23 protein-coding genes and 2 tRNA genes are annotated in these 26,101 nt (G+C 61.5%); 16 read left to right on the top strand and 9 right to left on the bottom strand.

Annotated features, from left to right (window positions below; genetic code table 11):
* The first annotated feature begins 76 nt into the window (after positions 1-76).
* The 6 genes from CXY80_RS15160 (at position 77) to CXY80_RS15135 (ending at position 7,961) form a co-directional block, all read left to right on the top strand.
* Positions 77-2,386 carry a DUF6049 family protein gene (locus tag CXY80_RS15160; protein WP_104132965.1) on the top strand — a complete coding sequence of 770 codons (2,310 nt, stop codon included), beginning with the start codon at positions 77-79 and terminating at the stop codon, positions 2,384-2,386.
* Positions 2,379-4,007: a murein biosynthesis integral membrane protein MurJ gene (gene murJ, locus CXY80_RS15155; RefSeq protein WP_104132964.1), complete on the top strand. Its 1,629-nt coding sequence runs from the start codon at positions 2,379-2,381 to the stop codon at positions 4,005-4,007. Before CXY80_RS15160 ends, murJ begins: the two co-directional genes overlap by 8 nt.
* A 180-nt stretch (positions 4,008-4,187) precedes the next feature.
* Complete coding sequence (gene trxB, locus CXY80_RS15150) at positions 4,188-5,150, top strand: thioredoxin-disulfide reductase (RefSeq protein WP_092448008.1); 963 nt, start codon at positions 4,188-4,190, stop codon at positions 5,148-5,150.
* 22 nt (positions 5,151-5,172) lie between these two features.
* The gene (gene trxA, locus CXY80_RS15145; RefSeq protein ID WP_092448009.1) at positions 5,173-5,496 is read left to right on the top strand and encodes a thioredoxin; all 324 of its coding nucleotides are present in this window, start codon (positions 5,173-5,175) and stop codon (positions 5,494-5,496) included.
* A 101-nt stretch (positions 5,497-5,597) separates the two neighbouring features.
* Positions 5,598-6,962 carry a PLP-dependent aminotransferase family protein gene (locus tag CXY80_RS15140; protein ID WP_233195408.1) on the top strand — a complete coding sequence of 455 codons (1,365 nt, stop codon included), beginning with the start codon at positions 5,598-5,600 and terminating at the stop codon, positions 6,960-6,962.
* Positions 6,963-7,004: 42 nt separating this feature from the next.
* Positions 7,005-7,961, top strand: a complete 957-nt coding sequence (locus CXY80_RS15135; RefSeq protein WP_092448010.1) for a D-alanine--D-alanine ligase — start codon at positions 7,005-7,007, stop codon at positions 7,959-7,961.
* A 712-nt stretch (positions 7,962-8,673) separates the two neighbouring features.
* Here CXY80_RS15135 and CXY80_RS15130 read toward each other — a convergent pair.
* The 8 genes from CXY80_RS15130 to rpmH form a co-directional block, all read right to left on the bottom strand.
* Positions 8,674-9,624, bottom strand: a complete 951-nt coding sequence (locus tag CXY80_RS15130; protein WP_104132963.1) for a ParB/RepB/Spo0J family partition protein — start codon at positions 9,622-9,624, stop codon at positions 8,674-8,676.
* Complete coding sequence (locus CXY80_RS15125; protein ID WP_174775284.1) at positions 9,624-10,595, bottom strand: ParA family protein; 972 nt, start codon at positions 10,593-10,595, stop codon at positions 9,624-9,626. The genes CXY80_RS15130 and CXY80_RS15125 overlap by 1 nt, the downstream gene beginning before the upstream one ends.
* Positions 10,596-10,671: 76 nt before the next feature.
* On the bottom strand, positions 10,672-11,367 hold the full coding sequence (rsmG, locus tag CXY80_RS15120) for a 16S rRNA (guanine(527)-N(7))-methyltransferase RsmG (protein WP_104132962.1): 696 nt from the start codon (positions 11,365-11,367) through the stop codon (positions 10,672-10,674).
* A 12-nt stretch (positions 11,368-11,379) separates the two neighbouring features.
* A complete protein-coding gene (locus tag CXY80_RS15115; RefSeq protein ID WP_233195422.1) occupies positions 11,380-11,856 on the bottom strand; it encodes a R3H domain-containing nucleic acid-binding protein in 477 nt (158 codons plus the stop codon).
* 164 nt (positions 11,857-12,020) lie between these two features.
* Complete coding sequence (gene yidC, locus CXY80_RS15110) at positions 12,021-13,004, bottom strand: membrane protein insertase YidC (protein ID WP_092448013.1); 984 nt, start codon at positions 13,002-13,004, stop codon at positions 12,021-12,023.
* Positions 13,005-13,012: 8 nt separating this feature from the next.
* Positions 13,013-13,324 carry a membrane protein insertion efficiency factor YidD gene (yidD, locus tag CXY80_RS15105; protein ID WP_104132961.1) on the bottom strand — a complete coding sequence of 104 codons (312 nt, stop codon included), beginning with the start codon at positions 13,322-13,324 and terminating at the stop codon, positions 13,013-13,015.
* On the bottom strand, positions 13,321-13,707 hold the full coding sequence (rnpA, locus tag CXY80_RS15100; protein ID WP_092448015.1) for a ribonuclease P protein component: 387 nt from the start codon (positions 13,705-13,707) through the stop codon (positions 13,321-13,323). The genes yidD and rnpA overlap by 4 nt, the downstream gene beginning before the upstream one ends.
* Before the next feature lie 23 nt (positions 13,708-13,730).
* Positions 13,731-13,868 carry a 50S ribosomal protein L34 gene (gene rpmH, locus CXY80_RS15095; RefSeq protein ID WP_010204566.1) on the bottom strand — a complete coding sequence of 46 codons (138 nt, stop codon included), beginning with the start codon at positions 13,866-13,868 and terminating at the stop codon, positions 13,731-13,733.
* Between the two features lie 420 nt (positions 13,869-14,288).
* Here rpmH and dnaA point away from each other — a divergent pair, with 420 nt between their 5' ends.
* The 9 genes from dnaA (at position 14,289) to CXY80_RS15050 (ending at position 24,562) form a co-directional block, all read left to right on the top strand.
* Complete coding sequence (gene dnaA, locus CXY80_RS15090; protein WP_092448016.1) at positions 14,289-15,707, top strand: chromosomal replication initiator protein DnaA; 1,419 nt, start codon at positions 14,289-14,291, stop codon at positions 15,705-15,707.
* A gap of 438 nt (positions 15,708-16,145) precedes the next feature.
* On the top strand, positions 16,146-17,294 hold the full coding sequence (dnaN, locus tag CXY80_RS15085) for a DNA polymerase III subunit beta (RefSeq protein ID WP_092448017.1): 1,149 nt from the start codon (positions 16,146-16,148) through the stop codon (positions 17,292-17,294).
* A 5-nt stretch (positions 17,295-17,299) separates the two neighbouring features.
* Positions 17,300-18,469: a DNA replication/repair protein RecF gene (gene recF, locus CXY80_RS15080; RefSeq protein WP_092448018.1), complete on the top strand. Its 1,170-nt coding sequence runs from the start codon at positions 17,300-17,302 to the stop codon at positions 18,467-18,469.
* A complete protein-coding gene (locus tag CXY80_RS15075) occupies positions 18,462-19,001 on the top strand; it encodes a DUF721 domain-containing protein (RefSeq protein ID WP_092448019.1) in 540 nt (179 codons plus the stop codon). Before recF ends, CXY80_RS15075 begins: the two co-directional genes overlap by 8 nt.
* Positions 19,002-19,122: 121 nt before the next feature.
* Positions 19,123-21,141, top strand: coding sequence for a DNA topoisomerase (ATP-hydrolyzing) subunit B (gyrB, locus tag CXY80_RS15070; protein ID WP_092448020.1), 2,019 nt, complete (start codon positions 19,123-19,125; stop codon positions 21,139-21,141).
* A gap of 52 nt (positions 21,142-21,193) precedes the next feature.
* Positions 21,194-23,818, top strand: coding sequence for a DNA gyrase subunit A (gyrA, locus tag CXY80_RS15065; protein WP_233195421.1), 2,625 nt, complete (start codon positions 21,194-21,196; stop codon positions 23,816-23,818).
* Positions 23,811-24,215, top strand: a complete 405-nt coding sequence (locus CXY80_RS15060; RefSeq protein WP_092448022.1) for a DUF3566 domain-containing protein — start codon at positions 23,811-23,813, stop codon at positions 24,213-24,215. The genes gyrA and CXY80_RS15060 overlap by 8 nt, the downstream gene beginning before the upstream one ends.
* Positions 24,216-24,364: 149 nt before the next feature.
* Positions 24,365-24,438: transfer RNA gene (locus CXY80_RS15055), tRNA-Ile, on the top strand.
* Between the two features lie 51 nt (positions 24,439-24,489).
* Positions 24,490-24,562, top strand: a tRNA-Ala gene (locus tag CXY80_RS15050).
* 181 nt (positions 24,563-24,743) lie between these two features.
* On the opposite strand, the gene CXY80_RS15045 is transcribed toward CXY80_RS15050, so the two are convergent.
* Positions 24,744-25,271 (bottom strand): hypothetical protein, encoded by a 528-nt coding sequence (locus tag CXY80_RS15045; protein WP_092448023.1) that lies wholly within the window; start codon positions 25,269-25,271, stop codon positions 24,744-24,746.
* A gap of 179 nt (positions 25,272-25,450) precedes the next feature.
* Here CXY80_RS15045 and CXY80_RS15040 point away from each other — a divergent pair, with 179 nt between their 5' ends.
* The gene (locus tag CXY80_RS15040; RefSeq protein WP_092448024.1) at positions 25,451-25,990 is read left to right on the top strand and encodes a peptidylprolyl isomerase; all 540 of its coding nucleotides are present in this window, start codon (positions 25,451-25,453) and stop codon (positions 25,988-25,990) included.
* The last annotated feature ends 111 nt before the right edge of the window (positions 25,991-26,101 follow it).

Genomic DNA, 26,101 nt, shown 5'->3' with positions numbered 1-26,101 from the left:
CCCATATTAGTTGTCAGCGCGCGGCGCGCAGACGCGGTGCAGGTGGCTTCCGGCTGGCACGCCGTAGAATCCCCCTATGGTGGCCGAGTCAGATTCCGCGCATCGGCCCGCGCTTCCGGCTGCCGCACGCACTGCCGTGCGCCCGGCCCAGCGCACCAGCAGAGCAGGGCGCTTGCGGCCGACGGCGGGGTTACTGGTGGGCATCCTCACCCTGGCCGCGCTGATTCTGACGCCAGTCAATGGGCTCTCTGCAGCCCAGGCCCAGGCTCCACGGACGGCGGTCGAAACCGCCACGACCGCCGCCGATTCGGTCGGGATCACCATATCCGGCACGAATTCCTCCGAGCTGTCGCCCGGCCAGGATCTGCTCCTGACGGTTGCCGTGCAGAACAATACCGATGCGGCCATTCCGATCGGCCGGGTCGATGTGTACCTCGCCGACCTCGCTCTCACGACCCGAGCGGCCCTCGAGTCCTGGCTCCGCCCGGACGCTGACGCCAATTCGGGCGATCAAATGCTGAGCGTGCCGACTACGCAAGCTATTCCGGCCGGTGCGAACACGAATCTGTCGATCACCGTTCCCGCTGCCTCCCTCGGCTTGACCGACCAGAATGCCTGGGGGGCGCGCGGTGTTGCGGCCATTCTCACGGTCGATGATGTCGTTCGCTCCGAGGGCCGGGGAACTTTTGTCTGGTCATCGGGCAGCGCCACCACCCCGGTCAGGCTGGCGTCGATCATGCCGATCACGACCCCAGAGAGCGCGACCGGCCTGATTACAGCCAAGGCGCTCGAGTCCTATACGAGTTCGGTCGGCCTGCTCTCACGCCAGCTCGATTCCGTGATCGACCTGCCCACGATGGCTATCGCCATCGACCCGCAGATCATCGCGTCCATTCGAGTTCTGGGCAGCAAAGCTCCCGCGTCCGCGGTGGCCTGGCTCGATCGCCTTGCCACTGCGAGCAACGACATTTTCCCGCTTGGCTACGCCGACGCCGATATCTCCCTGCAGGCCCAGGCCGGTGCGTCCACCCTGCGCGCACCGACGTCCTTCGCGCAGGCCATCGATCCGAGTTTGTTCGTCGTCCCCTCGAACACTCCCGTTCCTGAGACGACCAGCGACGTGCCGAGCGTCACCTCCCGCACATCCACTAAGACCACGCCGTCACCGACTCCGACGCCCGGCCCGACGGTGACGCCGGGCGAGACGGTCATTCCTACAACCAGTGACCTACTGGCCTGGAACTACACCAGCACGACGATCGGCTGGCCCAGCGCAGGCCAAGTCGCCAGCACCGACCTCGACGTGTTCGCCGCGAGTGGGCTGACCACCACCATCCTCTCCAGCGGAAATGTGGAGCAGTCCGACGTCTTCACCCCGAACACCGCGGTTACCCTCCCCACCGGGCTCGGCCTGGTCAGCGACAGCGCGCTGTCCTCGGCCATTCGTGCTGCCGCCGATGCCACGACCGACCATGACTGGCGGGTCAGCATGTCGGAAGCCGCCTCGCTGCTGGCAATCGTTTCGGCCGAGAACCCGAACTCGGCGCGCACGCTGCTGGCCACGTTTGATCGCAGCAGTCCGACCCCCGCCAACCGGGTCGAGCAAACCATGGCCGCCGTGGCCGGTCTTTCCTGGGCGGATGCCGTCTCCCTTCAGGCGGCGCAGGAGTCCACTCCGGCCACCACCGTGACGTTCCAGAACGAGGCAATCGACTCCGGCAGGGTCACGCTGGCCCGTTCCCTGCTCGACCGTGAGGGCGCGGTCGCTGACTTTGCCACGATCCTGGCCGATCCGATCGTGGTGACTTCCCCCCAGCGCCTCGACCTGCTGGCACTACTGGATACCTCATGGAACGTGCAGTCCTCGGCCTGGGCTGACCATGTCGCGGCCAGTCTGGCGTCATCCTTCGACCTCATGCATGCCGTCACCGTGACTACGCGCGGGCCGATCATCGTCGTCGGTAGCCAGGTCGACCTCCGCATCACCCTCAACAACGCCCTGGAACAGGCCGTGACCGTGCGCACCGAGGTCGTACCGTCGAATGGGCGCCTCGTTGTGGGCGACACACTCGAGACGATCATCCAGCCCAACTCCGCGCAGGCGGTGTCCGTGCCGTTGAGCGCTGCGGTCGGAAACGGTGACGTCGTTCTTCGGGTCACCCTGTTCACCCTGAACGGCACCCCCCTCGGCCAGCCCGCTCCCATCGACGTCACCGTGCGCGCCGACTGGGAAGGCGTCGGCGCGAGCATTTTTGCGATCCTGGTCGTGGGTTTCTTTGGATTCGGTATTTGGCGCAATATCATCAGCCGTCGGCGGGAACACTCCGCCGAGGCATCCGCTGGTGAAAATGCGGCGGGGCAGCTGGCGGTGACCCCCGATGTCTAACACCCCGACCAGCACGGGCGGCAGCATCGGCCGGGCCAGCGCCTTCCTGGCCTCCGGCACGATCGTGTCGCGCCTTCTCGGCTTCGTCAAGCTCATCGTGCTGGCCGGTATGATCGGCCAGCTCGGCGATAGCGCCGATGCGTTCGCGCTGGCCAATCAGCTGCCCAACACCGTCTACGTCATCGTCGCCGGCGGAATCCTCACGGCTGTTCTGGTGCCGCAGATCGTGCGTGCCAGCCAGCACCTCGACGGCGGTACGGCCTACATCAACAAGCTCCTCACCCTCGCCCTGTCGATTCTCGCGGTGACGACGATCCTCGGCACGCTGTTCGCGCCGGCCATCACTGGATTCATTGGCATTAACCTGCCGGCCGACCAAAAGAACCTCGCCATCGCCTTCGCCTACTGGTGCCTGCCGCAAATGTTTTTTTATGGCCTCTACACGTTGCTCGGGGAGGTGCTCAACGCGCGCAAAATGTTCGGACCATTCACCTGGGTTCCGGTGCTCAACAACGTCGTGGCGATCGCCGGCCTGTTGGTGTTCGGCGCCATGTACGGTGCCGATGCCTCCGGCAACCGAGCGGCCGGTGAATTCACCCCGGCCATGATCGCGGTCCTGGCCGGCAGCGCCACCCTCGGCGTGATCGTGCAGGCCGTGGTGTTGTTCTACTTCTGGAAGCGCATCGGCCTGCGCTATCGCCCCGACTTTCACTTTCGCGGCGTCGGCCTCGGAGCCGCCGGCAAAATGGCCACCTGGACCTTCGGCATGCTGCTGCTGACCACCATCGCCGGGATCGTCGAGACGCAGGTCGTTTCGCTCGCCACCGGTGAGGCGTCCATTGCGGTGCTCGCCACCGCCTGGCTCATCTTCATGTTGCCGCACTCGGTGATCACCGTCTCCGTCGCCACCGCCTATTTCACCCGCATGAGCGAGCATGCTGCGCTGGAAAAGTTCGATCTGGTCAGAACGGATGCGTCCTCCGCGATCCGAGGCACCACCCTGATCATCGTGCTCGCGACGGCCGTGATCGCCGTATGCGCGTATCCGTTCGCCGCGGTATTCGTGGCACCGTTCGAGCAGGTCCAGGGCATCGGAAACGTCATCATCGCCTTCATTCTCGGACTGATCGCATTCTGCATCCTGTTCGTGCTGCAACGCACCTTCTACGCCCTCGGGGACACCCGTACGCCGTTCTTCTTCACTCTGTTCCAGGTGGTGCTGATTGTGCTCGGGGTCGCGGGCTGCGCGGGGCTTCCGGTGGAGTGGATCGCGGTCGGGATCGCCCTGGTCATCACCGTGTCCGGCGTGCTCCAGTGCCTGCTGGCCGCCGTACTGCTGCGCCGCCGCCTCGGTGGCATCGACGGCCGACGCATCGTGCGCAGCCTGGTGAAGTACCTCGCCGCGGCGATCATTCCGGTCGGCCTGGGAATCACACTGTTGTTCATTCTCGGCGGAAACGTCGAGGACGGTTTTGCCGTCGCGTCCCGACTGACCGCCATCCTCTCCATGCTCCTCATCGGGCTCGTCATGGCCGCGGCGTACTTCGGCCTGCTCCTGGTCATGCGCAGCGCCGAGCTGACGGCCTTTCTCGCGCCCCTGCAGCGGCGCCTGGGCCGGTAAGGCCTTCGGTCCGGACACACGGCTCAGCGCTCCCTTGAGCGCCTCAGCATAGTCTTCCGCCAGCTGAACACCGCCTCGCAAGCTGGGAGGGCGTGGAATAGCATCCGATTAGGATGTGTTGTATCGAAATGTGAGGCGGGATATTGCCCGTTTCGCCCCCCCACTGCAAGGAGCGTGCGCGTGCGTCAGATCATCATCATCGGTTCAGGACCGGCCGGTTATACCGCGGCGATCTATGCCGCCAGAGCCAACCTCAAACCGCTTCTGATCGCCAGCTCCGTTGAGGCCGGCGGCGAATTGATGAACACAACCGATGTTGAAAACTTCCCGGGTTTCCCGGAGGGCGTGCAGGGCCCTGATTTGATGACCAAGATGCAGGAACAGGCCGAACGGTTCGGCACCGAGGTCGTCTATGACGACGTCGAGTCGGTCGACCTGTCCGGCCCGATCAAGACGGTCACCCTCGGCAATGGCGATGTTGAGCAGGCGCTCACGGTCATTTTCGCTACCGGTTCCGCCTACCGCAAGCTCGGCCTCAGCGACGAAGAGCGTCTGTCCGGGCGCGGCGTCTCCTGGTGTGCTACCTGCGACGGCTTCTTCTTCAAGGGCAAGGAAATCGCCGTCATCGGCGGCGGCGACTCGGCCATGGAAGAAGCAACGTTCCTGACCCGGTTCGCCTCCAAGGTGCACGTCATCCACCGCAAGGGTGAGTTGCGCGCCTCCAAGATAATGCAGGAGCGTGCCTTCGCCAACGACAAGATCGAGTTCATCTGGAACTCCGAAGTCGTCGGCATCACGGGCGCAGAGGCCGTCGATGGCCTGACCCTGCGCGATACCGTCTCCGGTACCGAGACCAGCCTCCCGGTCGGCGGCGTGTTCGTGGCGATCGGCAACGACCCGCGCACCCACCTCGTGCACAAGCAGCTTGACCTCACCCCCGAGGGCACCATCGCTGTCGCCGGCCGGTCGTCACTGACCAGCCAGCCGGGCGTGTTCGCGGCCGGTGATGTCATCGACTCCAGCTACCGGCAGGCCATCACCGCAGCCGGCTCCGGCTGCGCGGCCGCTCTCGATGCCGAGCACTACCTCAGCACACTTTCCCAGAACCTGCTGGCCTCGGCCAGCGAACCCGAGCTCGTTTAATTTACCCAAGAAGGAGATACACATGACTGCACGCGCTGTAACAGAGGCCAACTTCGACCAGGAAGTCATTAACAACGAGAAGACCGTGCTGGTGGACTTCTGGGCCGAGTGGTGTGGCCCCTGCCGCGCCGTCAGCCCGATCCTCGACCAGATCGCGGCCGAGAACTCGGACAAGATCGACATCGTCAAGCTCAACGTCGACGAGCACCCGGCCCTGGCCGCCAAGTACCAGATCACCTCCATCCCCGCGATGAAGGTCTTCCAGAAGGGCGAGGTGGTCAAGACCGTCATCGGCGCCAAGCCGAAGCCCCAGCTGGAGAAGGACCTGGCCGATTATCTGGTCTAACTGTTCACCGCACCACCCGACCCGCCCGGTTTCGACCGGGCGGGTTTTTTTGTGCCCGGTGCCACCCCATACGATGAAGTGAACAGCAGAACGGATGTGACGTGACAAATCAGGGTTCCACTGACGTCAGCGCTGTGCAGTCAAGTACTGTACAGGCCGGAAACAACCTCGACCCGTGGTACCACCACTACGCCGAACGAGCCGCGGGCCTGAAGGCCTCTGAGGTCCGTGCTCTCTTCGCCGTGGCCTCCCGCCCCGAAGTGGTGTCGTTGGCCGGCGGCATGCCGTACGTTGCGGCACTGCCCGAGGACCTCGTCATCAACGCCATGGACCGGGTCATGCGCGAGAAGGGTGCCACAGCCTTGCAATATGGCTCTGGTCAGGGAATTCCCTTATTGCGCGAGCAGATTCTCGACGTCATGGCGCTCGAAGGAATCAAGGCCAACGCCGATGATGTCGTCGTGACAACCGGCTCCCAGCACGCCCTCGAACTGGTCAGCAAACTGTTTCTCGACCCCGGAGATGTCGTCATCTCCGAGGGCCCGAGCTACGTCACCGCCATGGTGATCTTCAAGTCTTACCAGGCCGAGGTCGACCACGTTCCGATGGACGAAAACGGCCTCATCCCGGCCGCGCTGATCGAGCACATCGCTGCCCTCAAGGCTGCCGGGCGCAGGATCAAGTTTTTGTACACGATCCCAAGCTTTCACAACCCGGCCGGGGTCACCCTCAGCTGGGAACGCCGTCTGGAAATTCTCGAGATCTGCCGGTCGAACAACATCCTGGTCCTCGAGGACAATCCATACGGCCTGCTCTATTTCGACAAGCCAGCCCCGGATGCGATCCGCTCGCTCGAGCGCGACGGCGTCGTCTACCTGGGTACCTTCTCGAAAACCCTCGCCCCCGGCTTCCGGGTCGGCTGGGCGCTCGCTCCACACGCGATCCGCGAGAAACTCGTGCTCGCCAACGAAGCCGCCGTGCTCTCCCCCAGCTCGTTCACGCAGATGGTCATCTCGGAATACCTCTCCACGGCCGATTGGAAGGGCCAGATCAACACCTTCCGCGGCGTGTACCACGAGCGCAAGAACGCCATGCTCTCGGCGCTCGACGAATACCTTCCCGACCTCACCTGGACCGACCCCACCGGCGGCTTCTACGTCTGGGTCACCCTGCCCGAACAGCTCGATTCGAAAGCCATGCTGCCCCGCGCGGTGAAGGAACTAGTGGCCTACACGCCCGGAACAGCCTTCTACGGCAACGGTGATGGTCGCCAGAACATGCGGCTTGCCTTCTGTTATCCCACGCCGGACAACATTCGGGTCGGTATCCGTCGTCTCGCCACGGTGATTCGCGGCGAACTCGACCTGCTCGACACTTTCGCCGGAACGGGCGCGCTCGGCGCAGCACCCGACCGGCCCGGAGCCAGGAATCAGCGCTTCGCTGGCCCGCCAGCCAATATCTCCTAAATTCGCCACCTTACCCGTATGCAGCTAGGAAAAGTCCTGATCATGAGCGAATTCATCCCCCTGAACATCACCATCCTGGCCGGTGGCATCTCGCACGAGCGCGACGTTTCGCTCCGCTCAGGCCGGAGGGTAGCGGATGCCCTCACCGACGAAGGTCACACGGTGACGGTGCTCGACCCCGGAGCCAACCTGCTCACGACCCTCACCGAACAAGCTCCCGACCTCATCTGGCCTACCCTGCATGGCGCCACCGGCGAGGATGGCGCCCTGCTCTCCCTGCTCGAAACAACCGGGATTCCTTTTCTCGGCTCCCGCGGCCCGGCCGCAGCCCTCGCCTGGAACAAGGCCACCGCCAAAGAACTCGTGCTGCGCGCCGGCTTTGCCACTCCCCCGGCCATAGCGCTCTCGACCGAGACCTTTCGGGATCTCGGCGCCACGAGCGTTCTCGAGCATCTGGTCAGCGCGATCGGCCTGCCCCTGGTTGTGAAACCAGCACAGGGCGGCTCCTCGCAGGGCGTCACGATCGTGCGCACGCCCGCTGATCTGCCCCGCGCCATGGTCGAGGCGTACACCTACGCCGATACCGCCCTGGTAGAGGCATACGTGGACGGCACCGAGGTCACCGTGGCTGTGATCGAGTCCGGCGACGGCCCCACCGCACTGCCTATCGTGGAAATCGTGCCAGTCGACGGCGTTTACAGCTTTGAGGCACGCTACAACGCAGGCGAAACGGACTTTTACACCCCCGCTCGCCTCGCCGACGCGGTCTCGGCAGCCGTCTCCGACACCGCAGTGGCAATTCACACCCTGCTCGGCCTGCGCCACCTGAGCCGAGTCGACCTCATCGTCGACGCAGCGGGCACCCCCTGGTTCCTCGAGGCCAATGTTTTCCCCGGTCTGACCGAGACGTCCCTAGTGCCCCAGGCCATCGAGGCCGCCAAGCAGACCCTTGGCGCCACCTACTCGACCCTGGCCACCCACGCCCGCGCCGCCCAATAACCTCTCTCTCCTGCGTTTCACGTGAAACATCGCGGCACCACCTTCCCCTGATTGTTTAGCTGAGGGCGATGGCGGTCTCGGAAGGCTCGACCAACGGGATGGGCATTCGTGTACCTTCAGTCTGCCCAGCCTGCGGAACCGAGGCCACACTCCCGTGCAACCACCGTTGTCGAGCTTGCCGAGATCGCCAGGCAGCAGTTTGACCGTGCCTACCGAATTCCCGGACACACACACGACACGCAGGGCATCGGCCATGTTTCACGTGAAACTCCAGTGACCACCTTGGCGCAGGTTCATTCCCCGAAAGTGCAGGCGGAATCAGGTCATGCGCGGGGTGCGAGTTCTCGGTATTTGCGGCAAGTCTCTGCACGCTTTTCGTGAAGACTCTCCGCAAAGGCTGAATGCTCCAGCTGAAGCGCGCGTTACCGTACACCGCAGACCAGGCCGCCTTCATCGCAAAAATGCCTTTGCACAGCCAGGACTTGATGTGATGTGATGTGATGTGATGTGATGTGATGTGATGTTGTTTCACGTGAAACACCACAACGGGATTCCCCCAAACAACTCACGCGAGGACGATGGCGGTCTCACCAGGCTCGACCAACGAAAATCCCTCTCCCAACAGGTTGCTCGCGCGATGCCGATGGCGATTGCGGTGGCGGCAAAATCGACCAACGGATTGGGTACGTTTCACGTGAAACGTCGGTACGAGCTAGCTGGCGCTGAAGCCAGGCTCTCCCAAAACAGTCAGAATGCGATTCAGATCACCGATTGTCGCGAAATCTACTGTGATCTGGCCTTTTCGTGCGCCCAGATTGATCTTGACCCGGGTGTCGAGACGATCTCCGAGGTGTTCGGCGATCTCATCGAGGTGTCCCTGGCGCCGACCAGGCAACGGCTTCACAACAATTTTCTTGGGACCAGCCGACGCTGCCGCCTCCGCCGCACGAACCGACAGGTCCTCCTCAATAATTTTTTCGGCCAAGCGCAGCATGCCGGCGGGGTCCCCGACCGAGAGAATGGCGCGAGCGTGACCCGCCGATAGCACCCCCGCTGCGACACGCAACTGAACCGGTTCCGGTAGTTTGAGCAGTCGCAACGTGTTGGTGATCTGCGGACGCGAGCGCCCGATCCGGCTAGCCAATTCTTCCTGGGTAATGCCAAAATCCGCGAGCAACTGCTGATAAGCGGATGCTTCCTCGAGCGGATTCAGCTGCGCACGGTGCAGGTTCTCCAGGAGTGCGTCGCGCAGCATGTCCACGTCCGCAGTGTCACGAACGACGGCCGGGATAATATCCAGCCCAACTTCCTTGGTGGCGCGCAACCGGCGCTCACCCATGACGAGTTCATACTTGCCGGGCTCGTCGGGCAACGGGCGCACCACAATGGGCTGCAGCACCCCGACTTCGCGAATGCTGTGCACGAGTTCGGCGAGGTCATCCTCATCGAAGATGGTGCGCGGCTGGGCCCGGTTGGGAACGATATCCTGCGGGTTGAGGTGCGCGAGGCGCGCTCCGGGCACGGGAATCAGCGCGGGGGAGGCATCCGCTTCAACGGTCACGGCGCGGGGAAAGAAGACGTCGACCGGGCGCGGAGCCGAAGCGTCATCCTGCACCGGAATGAGTGCACCAATACCGCGGCCAAGCCCGGTTCTCTTTGCCATCAGTATTGCTCTCTCTTGTGGGGCTTTTCGTTCGATTGGGGCTGATCTGCGCTTCTCGGTGCCCCCCGATGGGCCATTTCTGCTGCTGCTTCGAGATAGGAGAGCGATCCTGCCGAGTTCAGGTCGTAGCTGACGACGCTCTGACCGTAGCTCGGGGCCTCAGAAACCCGCACAGAGCGCGGAATTGCCGTATTAAGGACCTCTTTGGGGAAGTGATCGCGCACTTCCTTGGCTACCTGGGTCGCCAGATTGGTACGGCTGTCGTACATGGTCAGGAGAATCGTCGACACGACCAGATCCGGGTTGAGGTGTTTCTCGATCAGCTTGATGTTTTTGAGCAGCTGGCTCAGCCCCTCGAGCGCGTAGTACTCACACTGAATGGGAATGAGCACTTCTCGCGCCGCGACAAACGCATTGATCGTCAGCAGTCCCAGGGACGGCGGGCAGTCAATGAAGACATAGTCGTACGGCTCAGTCATTTCGGCGAGGTACAGGTCGAGCGCACGACGCAGGCGCTGTTCGCGCGCAACCAGGGAGACCAGTTCAATCTCGGCACCGGCCAGATGAATCGTGGCCGGAACGCAGAACAGAGCACCGAATTCGGGGCTCTTCTGCACGACCTCGATCATGGGCATGTCGTTAATGATGACGTCGTAAACGCTGGGCGTTTCGGCTCGGTGCTCAACACCAAGGGCGGTTGAAGCATTTCCCTGCGGATCAAGATCGATGACCAACACCCGGGCTCCCTGACGCGCGAGGGCGGCGGCAAGGTTGACAGCGGTCGTGGTCTTGCCAACCCCGCCCTTCTGATTGGAGATGGTCAGGACCCGGGTTTTCTCGGGTTTGGGCAGTTCGCCGGCAGCAATGACCTGGCGCCGGCGGGTCAGCTCAGCAATTTCGCGGGCGAGTGGCGGTGCAGCGTCGATCCCGGCCGCCTTGGCAACGCGCTGATCTTCAGCAGGATGTTTCACGTGAAACCTTTACGTTCGACGGTTGATGAGCCACCCGAAAGGGACCCCCGAACACCAATTCTTGCGGCATTCGGGACTAGTCCACTGTAGCCCGGATGACCCGGGTTACCTCCGGCAGCACGCCAGCACCAAGGGTAATGACCTCGACATCGCGCAGGCCGTACTTGCGAATGGCCTTCGCGGCGGCTTCAATTTCGCGCTGGGCACCCTCACCCTTCATGAGGATGAGCTCCCCGCCTGAGCGAACCAGGGGAGCGGTCAGTGGGATCAGCTTACCGAGAGCGCTCACGGCTCGTGCCGTGACCTGATCAAGCGGATGCTTCAGGCGCGCTTCCTCCGCACGCGCCCGCACTACAGTGACATTCTTCAAGCCGAGCACCGCCACCTGGTCGTTCAGCCAGGCGACTCGCCGTTCCATCGGTTCGATCAGAACGAAGTTCACGTCGGGGCGAGCGATGGCCAGAACGAGGCCGGGGAGGCCGGAGCCGGAGCCAACGTCGCCCACAAGGCCGGGGCGCAGCAGGGGCGCTACGATCGCGCAATTAAGAATGTGACGCGACCACAACCGGGGGAGTTCCAGCGGGCCGATCAAACCCAGTATTTCTCCCTGATCAGCCAAATTACCCGTAAAAGCTCGAATCAGCTCGAGTTGGGCTCCGAACAAGTTCGCAGCTTCCGCCGGTTCCTTCTCGAGTTCAACGAGCTCAGGATCGGCAGTTCCCGGTGCGAGGGGTTCGGGCACGCGCACTCCCGGTGTGGCTGACTCCGACATAACGGCCGGAATCTACGCTGCGGTAATGACGGTATGGCGATCGCGGCCCTCGCCGGACGACTCGGATCGGTATCCGCTCGCCGACACGATGTCGTGCACAAGTTTGCGCTCGTAAGAGGACATGGCCGGCAGGTCGGCCTCGGTCGCGCCGGCTTCGATGCGGGCAATGGCACGGGCAACGAGCGCCGCCAGCTCAGCTTCACGAGCCTCGCGAGATCCGCCGATGTCGAGAATGAGACGGGAGAATGATCCCGTCTTGTTCTGCACCGCGAGGCGGGTCAGCTCCTGCAGCGCATTGACTGTTTCTGGCTTGGACAACACCCGCAGGTTGTCCGCGTCGGATGCCTTGACCGAGAGGTAGGCCCGACCATTCCGAGCATCAATGTCGATGTCTCCATCGAGGTCGCAGATATCAAGAAATTCCTCGATATAGTCCGCAGCGATGTCGCCCTCACGTTCGAGTTGATCGGTCGTGAGGGGAGTCTCGATGCTCGCGACGGAACCCGTTTCTGGAACGTCGGGGGACGGATCCGTTGCAGCAATACCACTGGGGAGCGCCGCGCTGTCGCCTTCGACAGCAGCGGCCGCCGTGATATCGACCTCAGCGTTGTTGACCTCGGTCAGGTCGATCTTTTCCGTCACGGTGATCTCCACTACTTTTTCGGGCCGGTTTGCTTCTTAGCGCGGGCCTTGCCGACCGGCTGCTGACGCTGTACCGGCTTGGCGGGCTCCTCAACCACAATGATGTCACCATCGGTCGCGATGAGCTTGCCCTTGCGGGCCATGCGCTCTTCGCGAGCTTTTGCGGCCTCACTGCCGGGCGTCGGCATGTTTCGGATCACCAGGAACTGCTGAATCATGGTCCAGAAGTTGGAGGTGAGCCAGTAGAACATGACGCCGAGCGGGAACGCGACACCGGAGAAAGCGAAGACAAGGGGGAGCAGGTAGAGCATGATGCGCTGCTGCTTGAACATGGGGCTCGCCTTGGTTTCCGGCGACATGTTCTTGGAGACGATCTGCAGCTGCGTGATGAACTGCGACGCGGTCATCAGCACGACCATGGTGGCCGCGATAATCATGACGGTGCCGTTGAAGGGGTCACCGGCCGTCCACAGCGACCACTGGGAGGCGAAGGTATCGTGCAGGGGTGCATTTCCAAAGAGCGTGGCATTGCCGAAGCTCTCGGCGAGGCTCTGATTGAGCGGTCCGACGCCGGCCTTGGCGCGCTGGGCGTCGTTGAGCACCGAGAACAGTGCGAAGAAGATTGGCATCTGCAGCAACAGCGGCAGGCAGGAGCTCAGCGGGTTGGTACCCGTCTTCTTGTACATGGCCATGGTCTCGCGGGACATTGCCTCACGCGAGAACTGGTCCTTCTTGCCCTTGTACTTGTCCTGGATCTTCTTCAGTTGTGGGGCGACCTCGAGCATCTTGCGCTGGCTCTTGATCTGCCGCACGAAGATGGGGATGAGGGCGGCACGCACGACCAGAACGAGGCCGACGATGGACAGCACCCACGTGAGACCGTCGTCGTAGCCCAGTCCCGCGATTCCGATCTGGGAAAACAGCCAGTGGAAGGCTACGAGCAGCAGCTCGACCACCCATTTCAGAGGCCAGAGGATCGTACCTATGAGGTCCATACTGTGGGTTAGCCCTTTCCGTGGCTGGGTGCAACGACAAAACCGAACGACGTCAAACGAAAGCGACGCGTGCTTTTGAGAGGTACATCATCGATGCCGCCTTCAGACCACGGATGACAATGGCTCAGTCTCCGTGCAGCGAGGACGCTTCCCCACGCTAGTCCGTGTTCCTGAACGGCCCCCAGTGCGTAGGCCGAGCAAGACGGGTAAAACCGGCACACATCCCCGTAGAGGGGAGAAATCACGGCGCGATACACGCGAAGAATCAGCACGCCCACATTGCGCGGGAGCAGAATAATCGTCGCGAGTACGGGGTTCATCGGCCCGGGCTGCTTTTTCGCATCGGGAGGGGGCGAGACAGGGAACGTTGAACCTCGTCGTGCAGCGTCTGCCACGCGGCATCGCGCGCCGCAGGCAAAGCACGGATGACGACATCCGTTCCCGGCGTCACCGCGGGGAGCAGCTCGAACGTGACCGCCTTGAGGCGGCGGCGAACGAGATTGCGCCTCACGGCGTCACCCACATTCTTAGCGACGATGAATCCGAAGCGAACCGGGCCGACAGCATCCGTTTGAGCGGATCCGGGCCGACCGTCACTTTTGCGTATGTACAAAACGGTGTGCGCACCAACGATCCGCACACCGCGCCGAACGACGCCCTGGTAATCACTGCCGCTCGTGATGCGATTTACGTGAGCGAGCACGAGAACCTGGCGACCACGAGAACTTACGCGGAGAGTTCGGTGCGACCCTTGCGACGGCGAGCACCGAGAATGGCGCGGCCCGCACGGGTACGCATGCGCAGGCGGAAGCCGTGCACCTTGGCGCGACGGCGGTTGTTCGGCTGGAAGGTTCTCTTGCTCATAGTTCAATCTCCACGTATTTGAATCACCGCTGGCCAATTTCCCCTCGGCCAGAACAGCGGCGCGCACAGAAGTTGGAAGCCCGCGGGATGGGGTCAACTGATTAAAACTACGGCCTCGGTAACGTCTGGTCAAACTCAGCGCCCGAATCGAGTGATTCTCCACAATAATGACTCCAACGCAGAAACCGAACGTTCGGGCGCAGGAACTGCAAAATTAGCCTCCACGACCGGGATTGACTACCGTAAAGACAAGTTATCCACAGGATGGTGCCCTAAACCTGAGAATTCCACCGGTTTTATACACAAGCGGTGGATAACTTTGATCCAGTCCTGACGAACGTACCGGTACCACCCGAACGAAGGCGCGCCGGTCTTCACAGTTGAACAGAGTTATTTCGAACCACACAGATTGTAGGAACCATGGCAGACGTTGAAGCGCCGATAGCCGAAACCTGGCGGTCCGTTCTGACCTCCCTGGAGTCCGACGCCACGATTACGCCCATGCTCTACGGCTTTCTCAGTCTGGTCGAGCCGAAAGGTATCGCCGCTGGCACCTTCTATCTTGAGGTACCCAACGAGTTCACGGCCAGCATGCTCAATCAGCGGATGCGGGTTCCCCTGCTCACCGCAATGGGTCAGCTCGACGAGGCCACCGCGGTGTCGACGTTCTACGTCGTCGTGAATCCCGAACTCGAGCAGGAGTCGTTGCGCCCGGTTCAGCAGACGATGACCCCGCCCGACGTCATTACGCCGGCACCGCCGCAATCGGTGTTCGAGAGTGCTGCCCCCGCGGGGCCACACGAGACGCGACTCAACCCCAAATACAGTTTTGACAATTTCGTCATCGGGCAATCCAACCGCTTTGCTCACGCGGCCGCTGTTGCCGTGGCCGAAGCGCCGGCCAAGGCCTACAACCCGCTCTTCATTTACGGGTCGTCCGGGCTGGGCAAGACCCACCTTTTGCACGCGATCGGCCACTACGCCATGAGCCTGTATCCGGGCATCCGGGTACGTTATGTCAGTTCCGAAGAGTTCACCAACGATTTCATCAATTCCATCGCCAACAACCGTGGCTCGGCCTTTCAGGCTCGGTACCGCAATATCGACATTCTGATGATTGACGACATTCAATTTCTGCAGAACAAGGCGGAGACCCAGGAAGCCTTCTTCCATACCTTCAACACCCTGCACGACCACAACAAGCAGGTGGTCATCACGAGTGACCTGCCGCCGAAACACCTCACCGGTTTTGAAGACCGAATGCGCAGCCGCTTCGAGTGGGGTTTGATAACAGATGTCCAGGCTCCCGACCTCGAGACGCGCATCGCCATTCTGCGCAAAAAGGCCCAGAGCGAGAAGCTGCAAGTGCCCCACGACATTCTGGAGTTCATGGCGTCGAAGGTATCGTCCAACATTCGCGAACTGGAGGGAACACTGATTCGGGTCACTGCCTTCGCAAGTTTGAACAAGACTCCGGTTGACATGGATCTCGTTCAAACGGTGTTGAAGGACCTCATCACCCTGGACGAAGACAACGTCATTGCTCCAGTCGACATCATCACCAACACGGCTAATTACTTCAAGCTCTCGGTCGATGACCTGTACGGGTCGAGTCGCTCGCAGGCCATCGCCACGGCCCGCCAAATCGCCATGTACCTGTGTCGTGAGCTCACGAATCTGTCGCTGCCCAAGATTGGGCAGCTGTTCGGCAATCGGGACCATACAACAGTGATGTACGCCAATAAGAAGATCAGTGAGCTCATGAAGGAGCGACGGTCGATCTACAATCAGGTCACTGAACTAACCAACCGCATCAAGCAGGATCACCGGTACAAGTAAGCGCCAACGGCAAAATTTTCGGCCCCTCACGGCAAGCTCAGCTGAGTTTGACCCGGAGGGGCTGAATTTTTTTTAGTTTTCACACCTGTGGATAACCCTGTGGAATTAACTCACACAACCAGTCGTCGCCTGTAGAAACTCGGGGCTTCCCTGTAGAAACTTGTAATTACCAAGAGTTGCGCTTGCGCAAACGAATGACAAACTTCCACAGGTCGCCCACAAGTTACAAACGTGTAGTTCTCAGTACCTCAGCCGTTTTCACAGAGTTATCCACAGTTTCCACAACGGTTAAGAAGATTAACAAAAATTCTTTAACCAGATCTAGCCGACAACCTTGACTGCCGAAGCCACCGATGGGCCCCGGTACCGAACCGGACGGTGAAGCCAGCTAGCATTGAGGCCCAACCATCCGCTTTCGCAACGCTAAGGAATGACATCGTGAGATTTCAGGCAAATCGGGATGTCTTCAGCGAAGCAGTTTCCTTCGCCGTAAAACTTCTACCCCAGCGAACGACCCTGCCAATCCTCAGCGGTGTGCTCATCGAAGCCACGGCAACGGGCCTGATACTCTCGTCCTTCGACTACGAAGTCTCCGCCCAGACCGAGATCATCGCCGAAGTTGAAGAAACCGGCAAAATACTCGTCTCCGGACGTCTTCTGGCCGAGATCGCCAGCCGCCTGCCCAACGCGCCAGTACGTTTTTCCACGGAAAATTCCCGGATCAAGGTCAGTTGTGGTTCGGCGAGCTTCACCTTGCTGTCTATGCCGGTTGAGGAATATCCCAGCATTCCGCAGGTGAGTACCCAGTCCGGTCTGGTGCCCGCCGAAGAATTTGCCGCCGCAGTAGCCCAGGTGGCCGTCGCCGCTTCCCGTGATGATGTCACGCCCGTCATCACGGGCGTGCAGCTGGAAATAACCGAAAACAGCCTGAGCCTCGTTGCCACCGACCGTTACCGTGTGGCCGTTCGCGAAATCGACTGGGACCACGGAAGCAACACCACCGAGGGAACGATTACGGCCCTGGTGCCGGCTCGAACCCTGCAGGAAGTCGGCAAGACCTTCGGCCACAGCGGAACCATTTCGGTGTCGATCACCAACAATGACGACCGCGAACTGATTGCCTTCACCGCCAACAAGAAAACCGTCACATCACTGCTGATCAAAGGCAACTTTCCTCCGGTGCGTCGGTTGTTCCCCGAAACGGTCGACAACTACGCGGTCATGAACACAGCCGAGCTGATCGAGGCAACGCGCCGCGTGCAGCTCGTGCTTGAGCGTGAAGCAGCCCTGCGTTTCACCTTCGCCGCTGACGGAGTCACCCTGGAAGCGGTCGGTTCCGAACAGGCCCAGGCCTCGGAGACCATTGACGCGATTCTCTCCGGGACCGAGACGATCGTGTCGCTCAAGCCGCAGTTCCTCCTCGACGGACTCAGCGCAGTGCACTCGGAATTCGTGCGCATCTCATTCACGAAGACGGAAAACCCGAATAAGCCCGGTCCCGTTCTGATTACCAGCCAGACGTCGCGCGAGCAGGCCGGAGCGGACAGCTACAAGTACCTGCTCCAGCCCAACCTGCTGCTGCGCTAACGACGGTGCGGGTCACCCACCTCTCGCTCACCGACTTTCGCAACTACGCGACGGCCGAGGTTTCATTCAACGCCGGGCCTAACCTCATCGTCGGACGCAATGGTCAAGGAAAAACGAACCTGGTCGAAGCCCTCGGTTTTCTCAGTACGCTCGGCTCGCATCGGGTCTCGACCGATAAGGCCATGATTCGGGCTGGGCAGGACGCCGGAATCATTCGGGCGCGACTCGAGTACAACGGTCGTGACATCTTGGCCGAGGTACAACTCAACCGCACCGGACAGAATCGAGCGCAGGTCAATCGCTCGGTGATCAAGACCCGTGACCTGCCCCGTTATTTCTCCAGTGTGGTGTTCGCCCCGGAGGACCTCGCGCTCGTGCGCGGAGATCCCTCTGGTCGGCGTAAGTTTCTCGATCAACTTTTGGTGTTGCGGACCCCGCGGCTGGCCGCGGTTCTCAGCGATTACGACCGCGTGCTCAAACAGCGCAATACCCTGCTCAAGTCGGCGCGCTCTTCCGGTCTCCGCGGAAATCAGCTGTCCACCCTCGATATCTGGGACGAACGACTCGTCGAGTTCGGCTCAGAAATTATCGACGAGCGGGCCAAACTCGTGTATCTGCTCGGAGATCCTTTGCGCGCGGCCTATCGGGCCGTTGTGAATGAAGACCATGGGCCTGCCTTGGTGGCAAGTTTGAGCATTCTCGGCGCCGATGAAGACGTCGACGGGGCTGCGCTCGGCGGCATCGGCTCGGCGGCCGGACCGGGTTCGGTGGAATCCTCCACCACTGAGATTTTTCGTACCGCCATGGTAGGACTCCGCAAACGTGAACTCGAACGCGGTATAACCCTCGCTGGCCCGCACCGGGACGACCTCGTCTTCATGCTCAACGAGCTGCCGGCCAAGGGCTACGCGAGTCATGGGGAATCGTGGTCGTTCGCGCTGTCGCTGAAATTGGCATCCGCTCAGCTATTACGCCAGGATTCAGCGAGCGGGGATCCAGTGCTGATTCTCGACGACGTATTCGCAGAGCTGGATTTGGACCGCCGAGCCCGACTGGCCGCGGCGATCGGGTCTTTTGAGCAGGTTCTGATCACGGCCGCCGTACTGGAAGACGTTCCCCAGGCGCTGGTGGCGCACACCATCCACATTCACGCCGGCGCGGTCATCGATGGCTGACCAGAATGTTCCACGTGAAACACCAGAGAGCAGTGATTCACTGGAATCCAATGCCAGTGAAGCCAGCCAGGTTTACCTACGATTCAAGAGTATCTTCGGCGATCCGAACGCACGCCGTACCCGCGGACGCAAGCGCATCGCCCCGGCCGCCGGCTCGAGTGTGCCCTTTGGAATTGGACGCGATCCGCGTGGCCTCGGCGACACCATCAACTCGCTCACCATGCAACTCGGCTGGAATTCACCACTGGCTCAATCGGAACTGCTTGCTTCATGGATGCTGCTGGCCGGTGAAGAAACCGCCAAGCATTCCACCCCGGCGGGCATCGATGACGGCGTACTTACGGTGCACTGCGAGTCGACTGCCTGGGCGACACAGCTACGTCTGATGCGGAACGTCATCATGGAACACATCGCGACCCGCTACCCAGATGCCGGCATCCAATCGATTCGTTTCCAGGGGCCCAACGCCCCATCCTGGAAAAAGGGTCCCAGATCAATTCCAGGGCGTGGTCCACGCGATACCTACGGGTGATCCAGCAAATAAGGTCACCCCCTTGAACAAAAGGCGTCAAACGGCGATTATGGCCGGTTGGTCTCGCCTCATTTGGTAGACTGAATGGTCGCCCGTGCGATGGTCAGGAGCCTATTTTCAGATGACAGTTGAACCGACGCCCGAACGCACGTCCCCAGATATATCCCCAATAGTGGCGGAGCGGGAGCCGGAGCACGAATACGGTGCAGACGATATCCAGGTCCTCGAGGGGCTGGAAGCCGTTCGAAAGCGACCCGGTATGTATATCGGATCCACCGGACCGCGCGGACTGCACCACCTGGTCTATGAGATCGTTGACAACTCCGTCGACGAAGCCCTGGCGGGGCACTGCGACACGATTGATATTCGCATTCTGGCCGACGGCGCTATTCGCGTCGAAGACAACGGTCGCGGAATCCCCGTCGACATTCACAAGGCAGAGGGCCGTTCGACCGTTGAGGTTGTCCTGACGGTGCTGCACGCCGGTGGAAAGTTCGGCGGCGGCGGTTATTCCGTTTCCGGTGGACTGCACGGTGTCGGCAGCTCCGTGGTGAACGCCCTGTCGAGCCGCCTCGAGGTCGAGGTTCGTCGCCAGGGATTCATTTGGCGCCAGAGTTTCGCCAACGGTGTCCCCAACGCTCCCCTGGAACAGGGCGAAGCGAACGACGAAACCGGCACCACCATTACCTTCTGGCCGAGCGCTGAGACCTTCGAGACGATCGATTTCGATTACGAAACGCTGCGCGCTCGTTTTCAGCAGATGGGTTTTTTAAACAAGGGCCTGCGTCTCACCCTCACCGACGAGCGTGAAGCCCACCGCGATGACGACGGCACGGTCGTTAGTAACACCTTCAAGTACGATCAGGGACTCGTCGACTACGTCGAGTACCTCAACCGTGCCAAAAAGGCTGACCTCGTCAACGAAGAGATCATCTCGTTCGAGTGGGAAGACCACGAACGTAAGATGGCGCTGGAAGTGGCCATGCAATGGACCACGGCCTACACCGAGAGCGTGCACACCTACGCGAATACGATCAACACCCACGAGGGCGGCACCCACGAAGAAGGTTTTCGCGCCGCGCTGACCACACTCGTGAACAAGTACGCCCGCGAAAAGGGCATCCTGAAAGAAAAGGATGACAACCTCACCGGCGATGACGTGCGTGAAGGATTGACCGCGGTCGTGTCGATCAAGCTCGCCGAACCGCAGTTCGAAGGCCAGACCAAGACCAAACTCGGCAACACCGAGGCGAAGTCGTTCGTACAAAAGGTCGCCAACGATCAGCTCACCGACTGGTTCAACCGCAACCCGAACCCGGCCCGCGAAATTATTCGTAAGTCCTTACAGGCATCGAACGCTCGTATGGCGGCCCGCAAAGCTCGGGAAACCGCTCGTCGCAAGGGACTGCTCGAGGGCGGCGGCATGCCGGGCAAACTCAAGGATTGCCAGAGCAAGGACCCCTCCTTGTCCGAGATCTTCATCGTCGAGGGCGATTCGGCCGGCGGCTCCGCCGTTCAGGGGCGCAACCCGGAGTTCCAGGCGATCTTGCCGCTGCGCGGCAAGATCCTCAACGTCGAAAAGGCTCGCCTCGACCGTGCCCTCGGTAACGCAGAGGTTCAGGCCATGATCACGGCCTTCGGTGCTGGGATGGGCGAAGAATTCAACCCGGACAAGGTTCGGTACCACAAGATCGTGTTAATGGCCGACGCCGATGTCGACGGCCAGCACATCACGACCCTGCTGCTGACACTGCTGTTCCGATACATGCGTCCGCTGATCGACCTCGGCTACGTCTATCTGGCCCAGCCGCCGCTGTACCGGCTCAAGTGGACCAACTCACCGCACGAATACGTGTACTCCGATGCCGAGCGCGACGCCCTCCTTGCCGATGGCGCGGCCTCGGGCAAGCGGATCCCGAAGGACAACGGCATTCAGCGCTACAAGGGCCTCGGCGAGATGGACTACAAGGAGCTGTGGGAAACCACGATGGCTCCCGAATCCCGCACCCTGCTGCAGGTCACCCTGGATGATGCGGCATCCGCCGACGAAATCTTCTCCACCCTGATGGGTGAAGACGTCGAATCCCGACGCAACTTCATCCAGAAAAACGCGAAGGACGTGCGTTTCCTTGACATCTGATGACACCACGGGCAACTCCGACTCGAATACGCCCGAAGCAGTGACCCCTGAACTGAGTGCAGCGAACGCGGCGGCGGCGGCCCACCTCGTGCAGCACGGCAAGATCGACCAGGTCGACCTGCAGCTGGAAATGCAGCGCTCCTACCTCGACTACGCGATGAGCGTCATCGTCGGGCGTGCGCTGCCTGACGTGCGCGACGGTATGAAGCCGGTGCACCGTCGGGTGATCTACGCCATGTTCGACGGCGGCTACCGCCCGGACAAGGCGTTCTCCAAGTGCGCCCGCGTCGTCGGTGACGTGATGGGACAGTTCCACCCGCACGGTGACTCGTCGATCTACGACGCGCTCGTGCGTCTGGTTCAGCCGTGGAGTCTGCGGTATCCGCTCGCCCTGGGCCAGGGAAACTTCGGTTCCCCCGGCAATGACGGCGCAGCAGCCCCGCGGTACACCGAAACCAAGATGGCGCCGCTCGCCCTCGAAATGGTGCGCGACATCGACGAAGACACCGTCGATTTTCAGGACAACTACGATGGCCGCACGCTCGAGCCGACCGTGCTGCCGGCCCGCTTTCCGAACCTGCTGGTCAACGGCTCGGTCGGAATCGCCGTCGGTATGGCCACCAACATTCCGCCGCACAACCTGCGCGAGGTCGCCGCCGGCGCCCAGTGGTACCTTGACAACCCCGACGCCACCCGCGACGAGCTGCTCGAAGCGCTGATTTCGCGCATCAAGGGACCTGATTTTCCTACCGGCGCTCAAATCCTCGGCACCAAGGGTATTCAGGACGCCTACCGCACCGGGCGTGGTTCGATCACGATGCGTGCCGTGGTCAGCATCGAAGAGTTGCAGGGTCGCACCTGCCTCGTAATTACCGAGCTGCCCTACCAGGTGAACCCCGACAACCTCGCGATCAAGATCGCCGATCTGGTCAAGGACGCCAAAGTAGCCGGCATCGCCGACATTCGGGATGAGACGTCTGGTCGCACCGGCCAGCGCCTCGTTATCGTGCTCAAGCGCGACGCCGTCGCGAAGGTTGTGCTGAACAACCTTTACAAGCACACTCAGCTGCAGGAAAATTTCGGCGCCAATATGCTGGCCATCGTCGACGGCGTGCCGCGCACGCTCGCCCTCGACGGTTTTATCTCGGCTTGGGTCGCGCACCAGATCGAGGTCATCGTTCGGCGCACCCAATTCCGCTTGAACAAGGCCGAAGCGGATGCCCACATTCTGCGCGGCTATCTCAAGGCGCTGGACGCTCTCGATGAGGTTATCGCTCTCATTCGTCGGTCGAATACGGTCGACGACGCTCGCGAAGGCCTGATGGCTCTGCTCGACGTGGACAAGCTTCAGGCCGACGCGATTCTCACCATGCAGTTGCGCCGCCTGGCAGCCCTCGAGCGCCAGAAGATTATCGACCAGGCCGCCGAACTCGAAGTGCAGATCGCCGAATTCAAGTCGATCTTGGCCAGCCCCGAGCGTCAGCGCACGATCATCAGCGAAGAACTCGCCGAGATCACCGCGAAGTTCGGTGACGACCGCCGCACCGAAATCATGTTCGGTTTCGACGGCGATATGTCGATCGAGGATCTCATCCCCGAAGAGGAGATGGTGGTCACCGTCACCCGCGGCGGCTACATCAAGCGCACCCGGAGCGATAACTACCGCAACCAGCACCGAGGTGGCAAGGGCGTCAAGGGCGCTCAACTGCGCGCCGACGACGTGGTCGAACACTTCTTCGTGACCACGACACACCACTGGCTGTTGTTCTTCACCAACACCGGTCGGGTCTACCGGGCCAAGGCGTACGAGGCGCAGGAATCCGGTCGCGATGCCAAGGGCCAGCACGTTGCCAACCTGCTCGCGCTGCAGCCGGGCGAGGAAATCGCACAGATTCTCGACATTCGTGACTACGGGGTTGCCCAATATCTGACCCTCGCCACCCGCGATGGACTGATCAAGAAGACCGCGCTTAGTGAATACGACACTAACCGCACCGGCGGCATCATCGCGATCAAGCTGCGTGAGGGCGACGAGCTCGTCTCTGCCCTGCTGGTCGAAGATGATTCCGACCTGCTGCTGGTATCCCGCAAGGGCATGTCGATTCGCTTCACCGCCACCGACGAAGCGCTGCGCCCGATGGGTCGCAGCACGTCCGGCGTGATCGGAATGCACTTCCGCGGTGAGGATACGCTGCTGGACGCATCCGTTATCAATGATGACGGCTACGTCTTCGTCGTCACCGAGGGGGGCTACGCCAAGCGCACCGCGGCAGACCAGTATCGGCTGCAGAATCGTGGCGGCCTGGGCATTAAGGTGGCCAAGCTCAACGACGATCGCGGCGATCTGGTCGGCTCGTTGATCGTGAATCCCGAGGACGAGGTCCTTGTGGTACTTGCCAGTGGCAAGGTGGTACGCTCTGACGTCGCCGAGGTTCCGGCCAAGGGTCGGGACACAATGGGTGTTGTTTTCGCAAAGTTTGCGAATGAAGACAGAATCATTTCCATCGCGAAAAACATTGAACGTAATCTGGTCGCCACGGATGAAAAAACCGATGAAATCACCGACGAAGAAGATGTGACGGATGCCGATCTACCAGCTGGTGCGGTCGACAGCAGTGCTGCAGACGGCGCTGTTCCTCACGCGGATTCAGGGAAAGTAGAGACACCGAATGAGTAGCGTCGCCGAAAAGCTCGCCAAGAAGTCCACTCGTAAGACCACAAGCAAGCAGGTTCGACTCAAACTGGTCTACGTCGACTTCTGGTCGAGCGTGAAACTGTCGTTCCTGGTGGCGGTGTGCCTGGCGATCGTCACCATCGTCGCTACCTTCCTCACCTACACCGTGCTCGTGCAGACCGAGGTACTGACCAGTGTCGATGAGCTGTACGCCACCGTGGCGGGAGAATCGGCCGACCTGGCCGCCATTCTCTCGATCGGCAACGTTATGGGCTTCGCGGTCGTTGTGGCCGTGCTGAACCTGGTCGTGATCACCGCGCTCGGCGCCATCTATGCCGTTCTGTACAACCTGAGCGTCAAAATTACCGGCGGTCTGCTCGTCGGCTTCACCAACAACTAAGCTGCAGTCAAGCCTTTGTAGGCACGATCGAGGGCTGTTTCTCCGCGGAAATAGCCCTCACGCCCGAATTTGGGTAAATCCGCCGCACCGCGGCGTGACTCGATTTCAGGTTCCGGCCAGATTCCGATAGTCTTCAATCTGCCCAACAGGGGGATATAGCTCAGTTGGTTAGAGCGCTTCACTGATAATGAAGAGGTCCCAGGTTCAAATCCCGGTATCCCCACGCAGCACCAGATTCATCAGTTCTCACTCGCTATAAACAGGGTGAGAAAGCGGGGCCATAGCTCAATTGGTAGAGCGCCTGCTTTGCAAGCAGGAGGTCCGGGGTTCGATTCCCCGTGGCTCCACAATTCAAGGCTCGTCTACGGATGGGCCTTTTCTTGTACTTCCGGGGATTTTTCCCTACCAGGACTGGGCATCCGCTTAGCCGGCGTCGCGGCGGCGGTCACTGCGGGCCGCTACGGCCGTTAACGCGGCAGGGCCCGCATCCACTGGATGCGGGCCCTGCAAGCGGGTGGTGCTGCGGCGCTAGTCTTCCTGCGACGTGGCCGGTTCAGCCTCGTCATCGGCGACCCAGAGCTCGTCGTCGGCGCGGAACGTCTGCCAGACGGCGTAGGCGACGCCTGCAGCGGCGACGACGGCCAGACCGAGGGCGAAGTACGTTCCCGCCCCCACGCCCTTAGGTTCGACCACGACGGGCTTCTGTAAGCGGATGCGGCCCAGCGCGGCCCGCACGCGGGCGTCGCGCGCGACGTCGCCGACCGACAAGACCGTGCCGATGGCGGTACCGATGCCGGGAAGGACATCGTTCACCACGCGGCGTCGAACGCCGTCGGCGGCTTCCTGGGTGGCGTTCACGCCCGGGCGAACGTAGTGGTCGTAGCTCTCGCGAACGCGCGGAGCAACTTCTTCACGGGCGAGGACGCCGGCCTGGTGACCGGCCTGGCGAGCCAGCACGTTAGCGCGCTCCAATACCTCTTGTTGGTGGCTCCATAGTTCGTCTGCGCTTTTGCGCAGCCGAGTGAGTTCCTTGCGGCGCTTGCGTGACAGGCTCATCTGGACCCTCCATCGATGTCGTGTGTGGCGAATGTGTGTCTATCTTGCCACTGAGTGCCCATCTTGCCACTGAAACCTTGGCGCGCAATCGATGTCTTGCCAGCGAATGCACTGGGAACGCACCGGAAGCACACGGGGTCGAGCAGGGTGGGCGACGGTTGCTGTGCAAGAATCGGTGTATGTCTAAGCACACCGCTGTCGCCACCCTGAACACCACACTCGGACCGATCAAGGTCAATCTCTTCGGTAATCACGCGCCGAAGACGGTCAAGAACTTCGTCGGCCTCGCGACCGGCGAGATCGAGTGGAAGCACCCCGCCACGGGCGTCGCCTCCACCACGCCGCTTTACGACGGCACCGTTTTTCACCGCATTATCAAGGACTTCATGATCCAGGCCGGCGACCCGCTCGGCCAGGGTACCGGCGGTCCTGGCTACCAGTTCGACGATGAAATCAGCCCCGACCTCGACTTCACCCAGCCCTACGTGCTCGCAATGGCGAACGCGGGAATCCAGGGTGGTCACGGAACCAACGGCTCGCAGTTCTTCATCACCGTCGTGCCGACTACCTGGCTGCAGGGCAAGCACACCATCTTCGGTGCCGTTGAAGACGAGGACAGCCGCGCAATCGTCGCGAAGCTCGCGACCGTCGCCACCGATGGTCGCGACCGCCCGCTGGAAGACGTCATCATCCAGAGCGTCTCCGTCGAATCCGTCTAACCCGTATTTCAGACCAAAATGAGTGATCTGCCGGCCTCGGCGGCGAATTTTTGCTACCGCCATCCGGGGCGGCAGAGCTTCATTCTGTGTCAGCGCTGTGGGCGCACCATC

It is taken from the genome of Cryobacterium sp. M91, assembly GCF_002929615.1.
Lineage (GTDB): Bacteria > Actinomycetota > Actinomycetes > Actinomycetales > Microbacteriaceae > Cryobacterium > Cryobacterium levicorallinum.
This window is presented reverse-complemented; position numbering and strand designations above follow the sequence as displayed.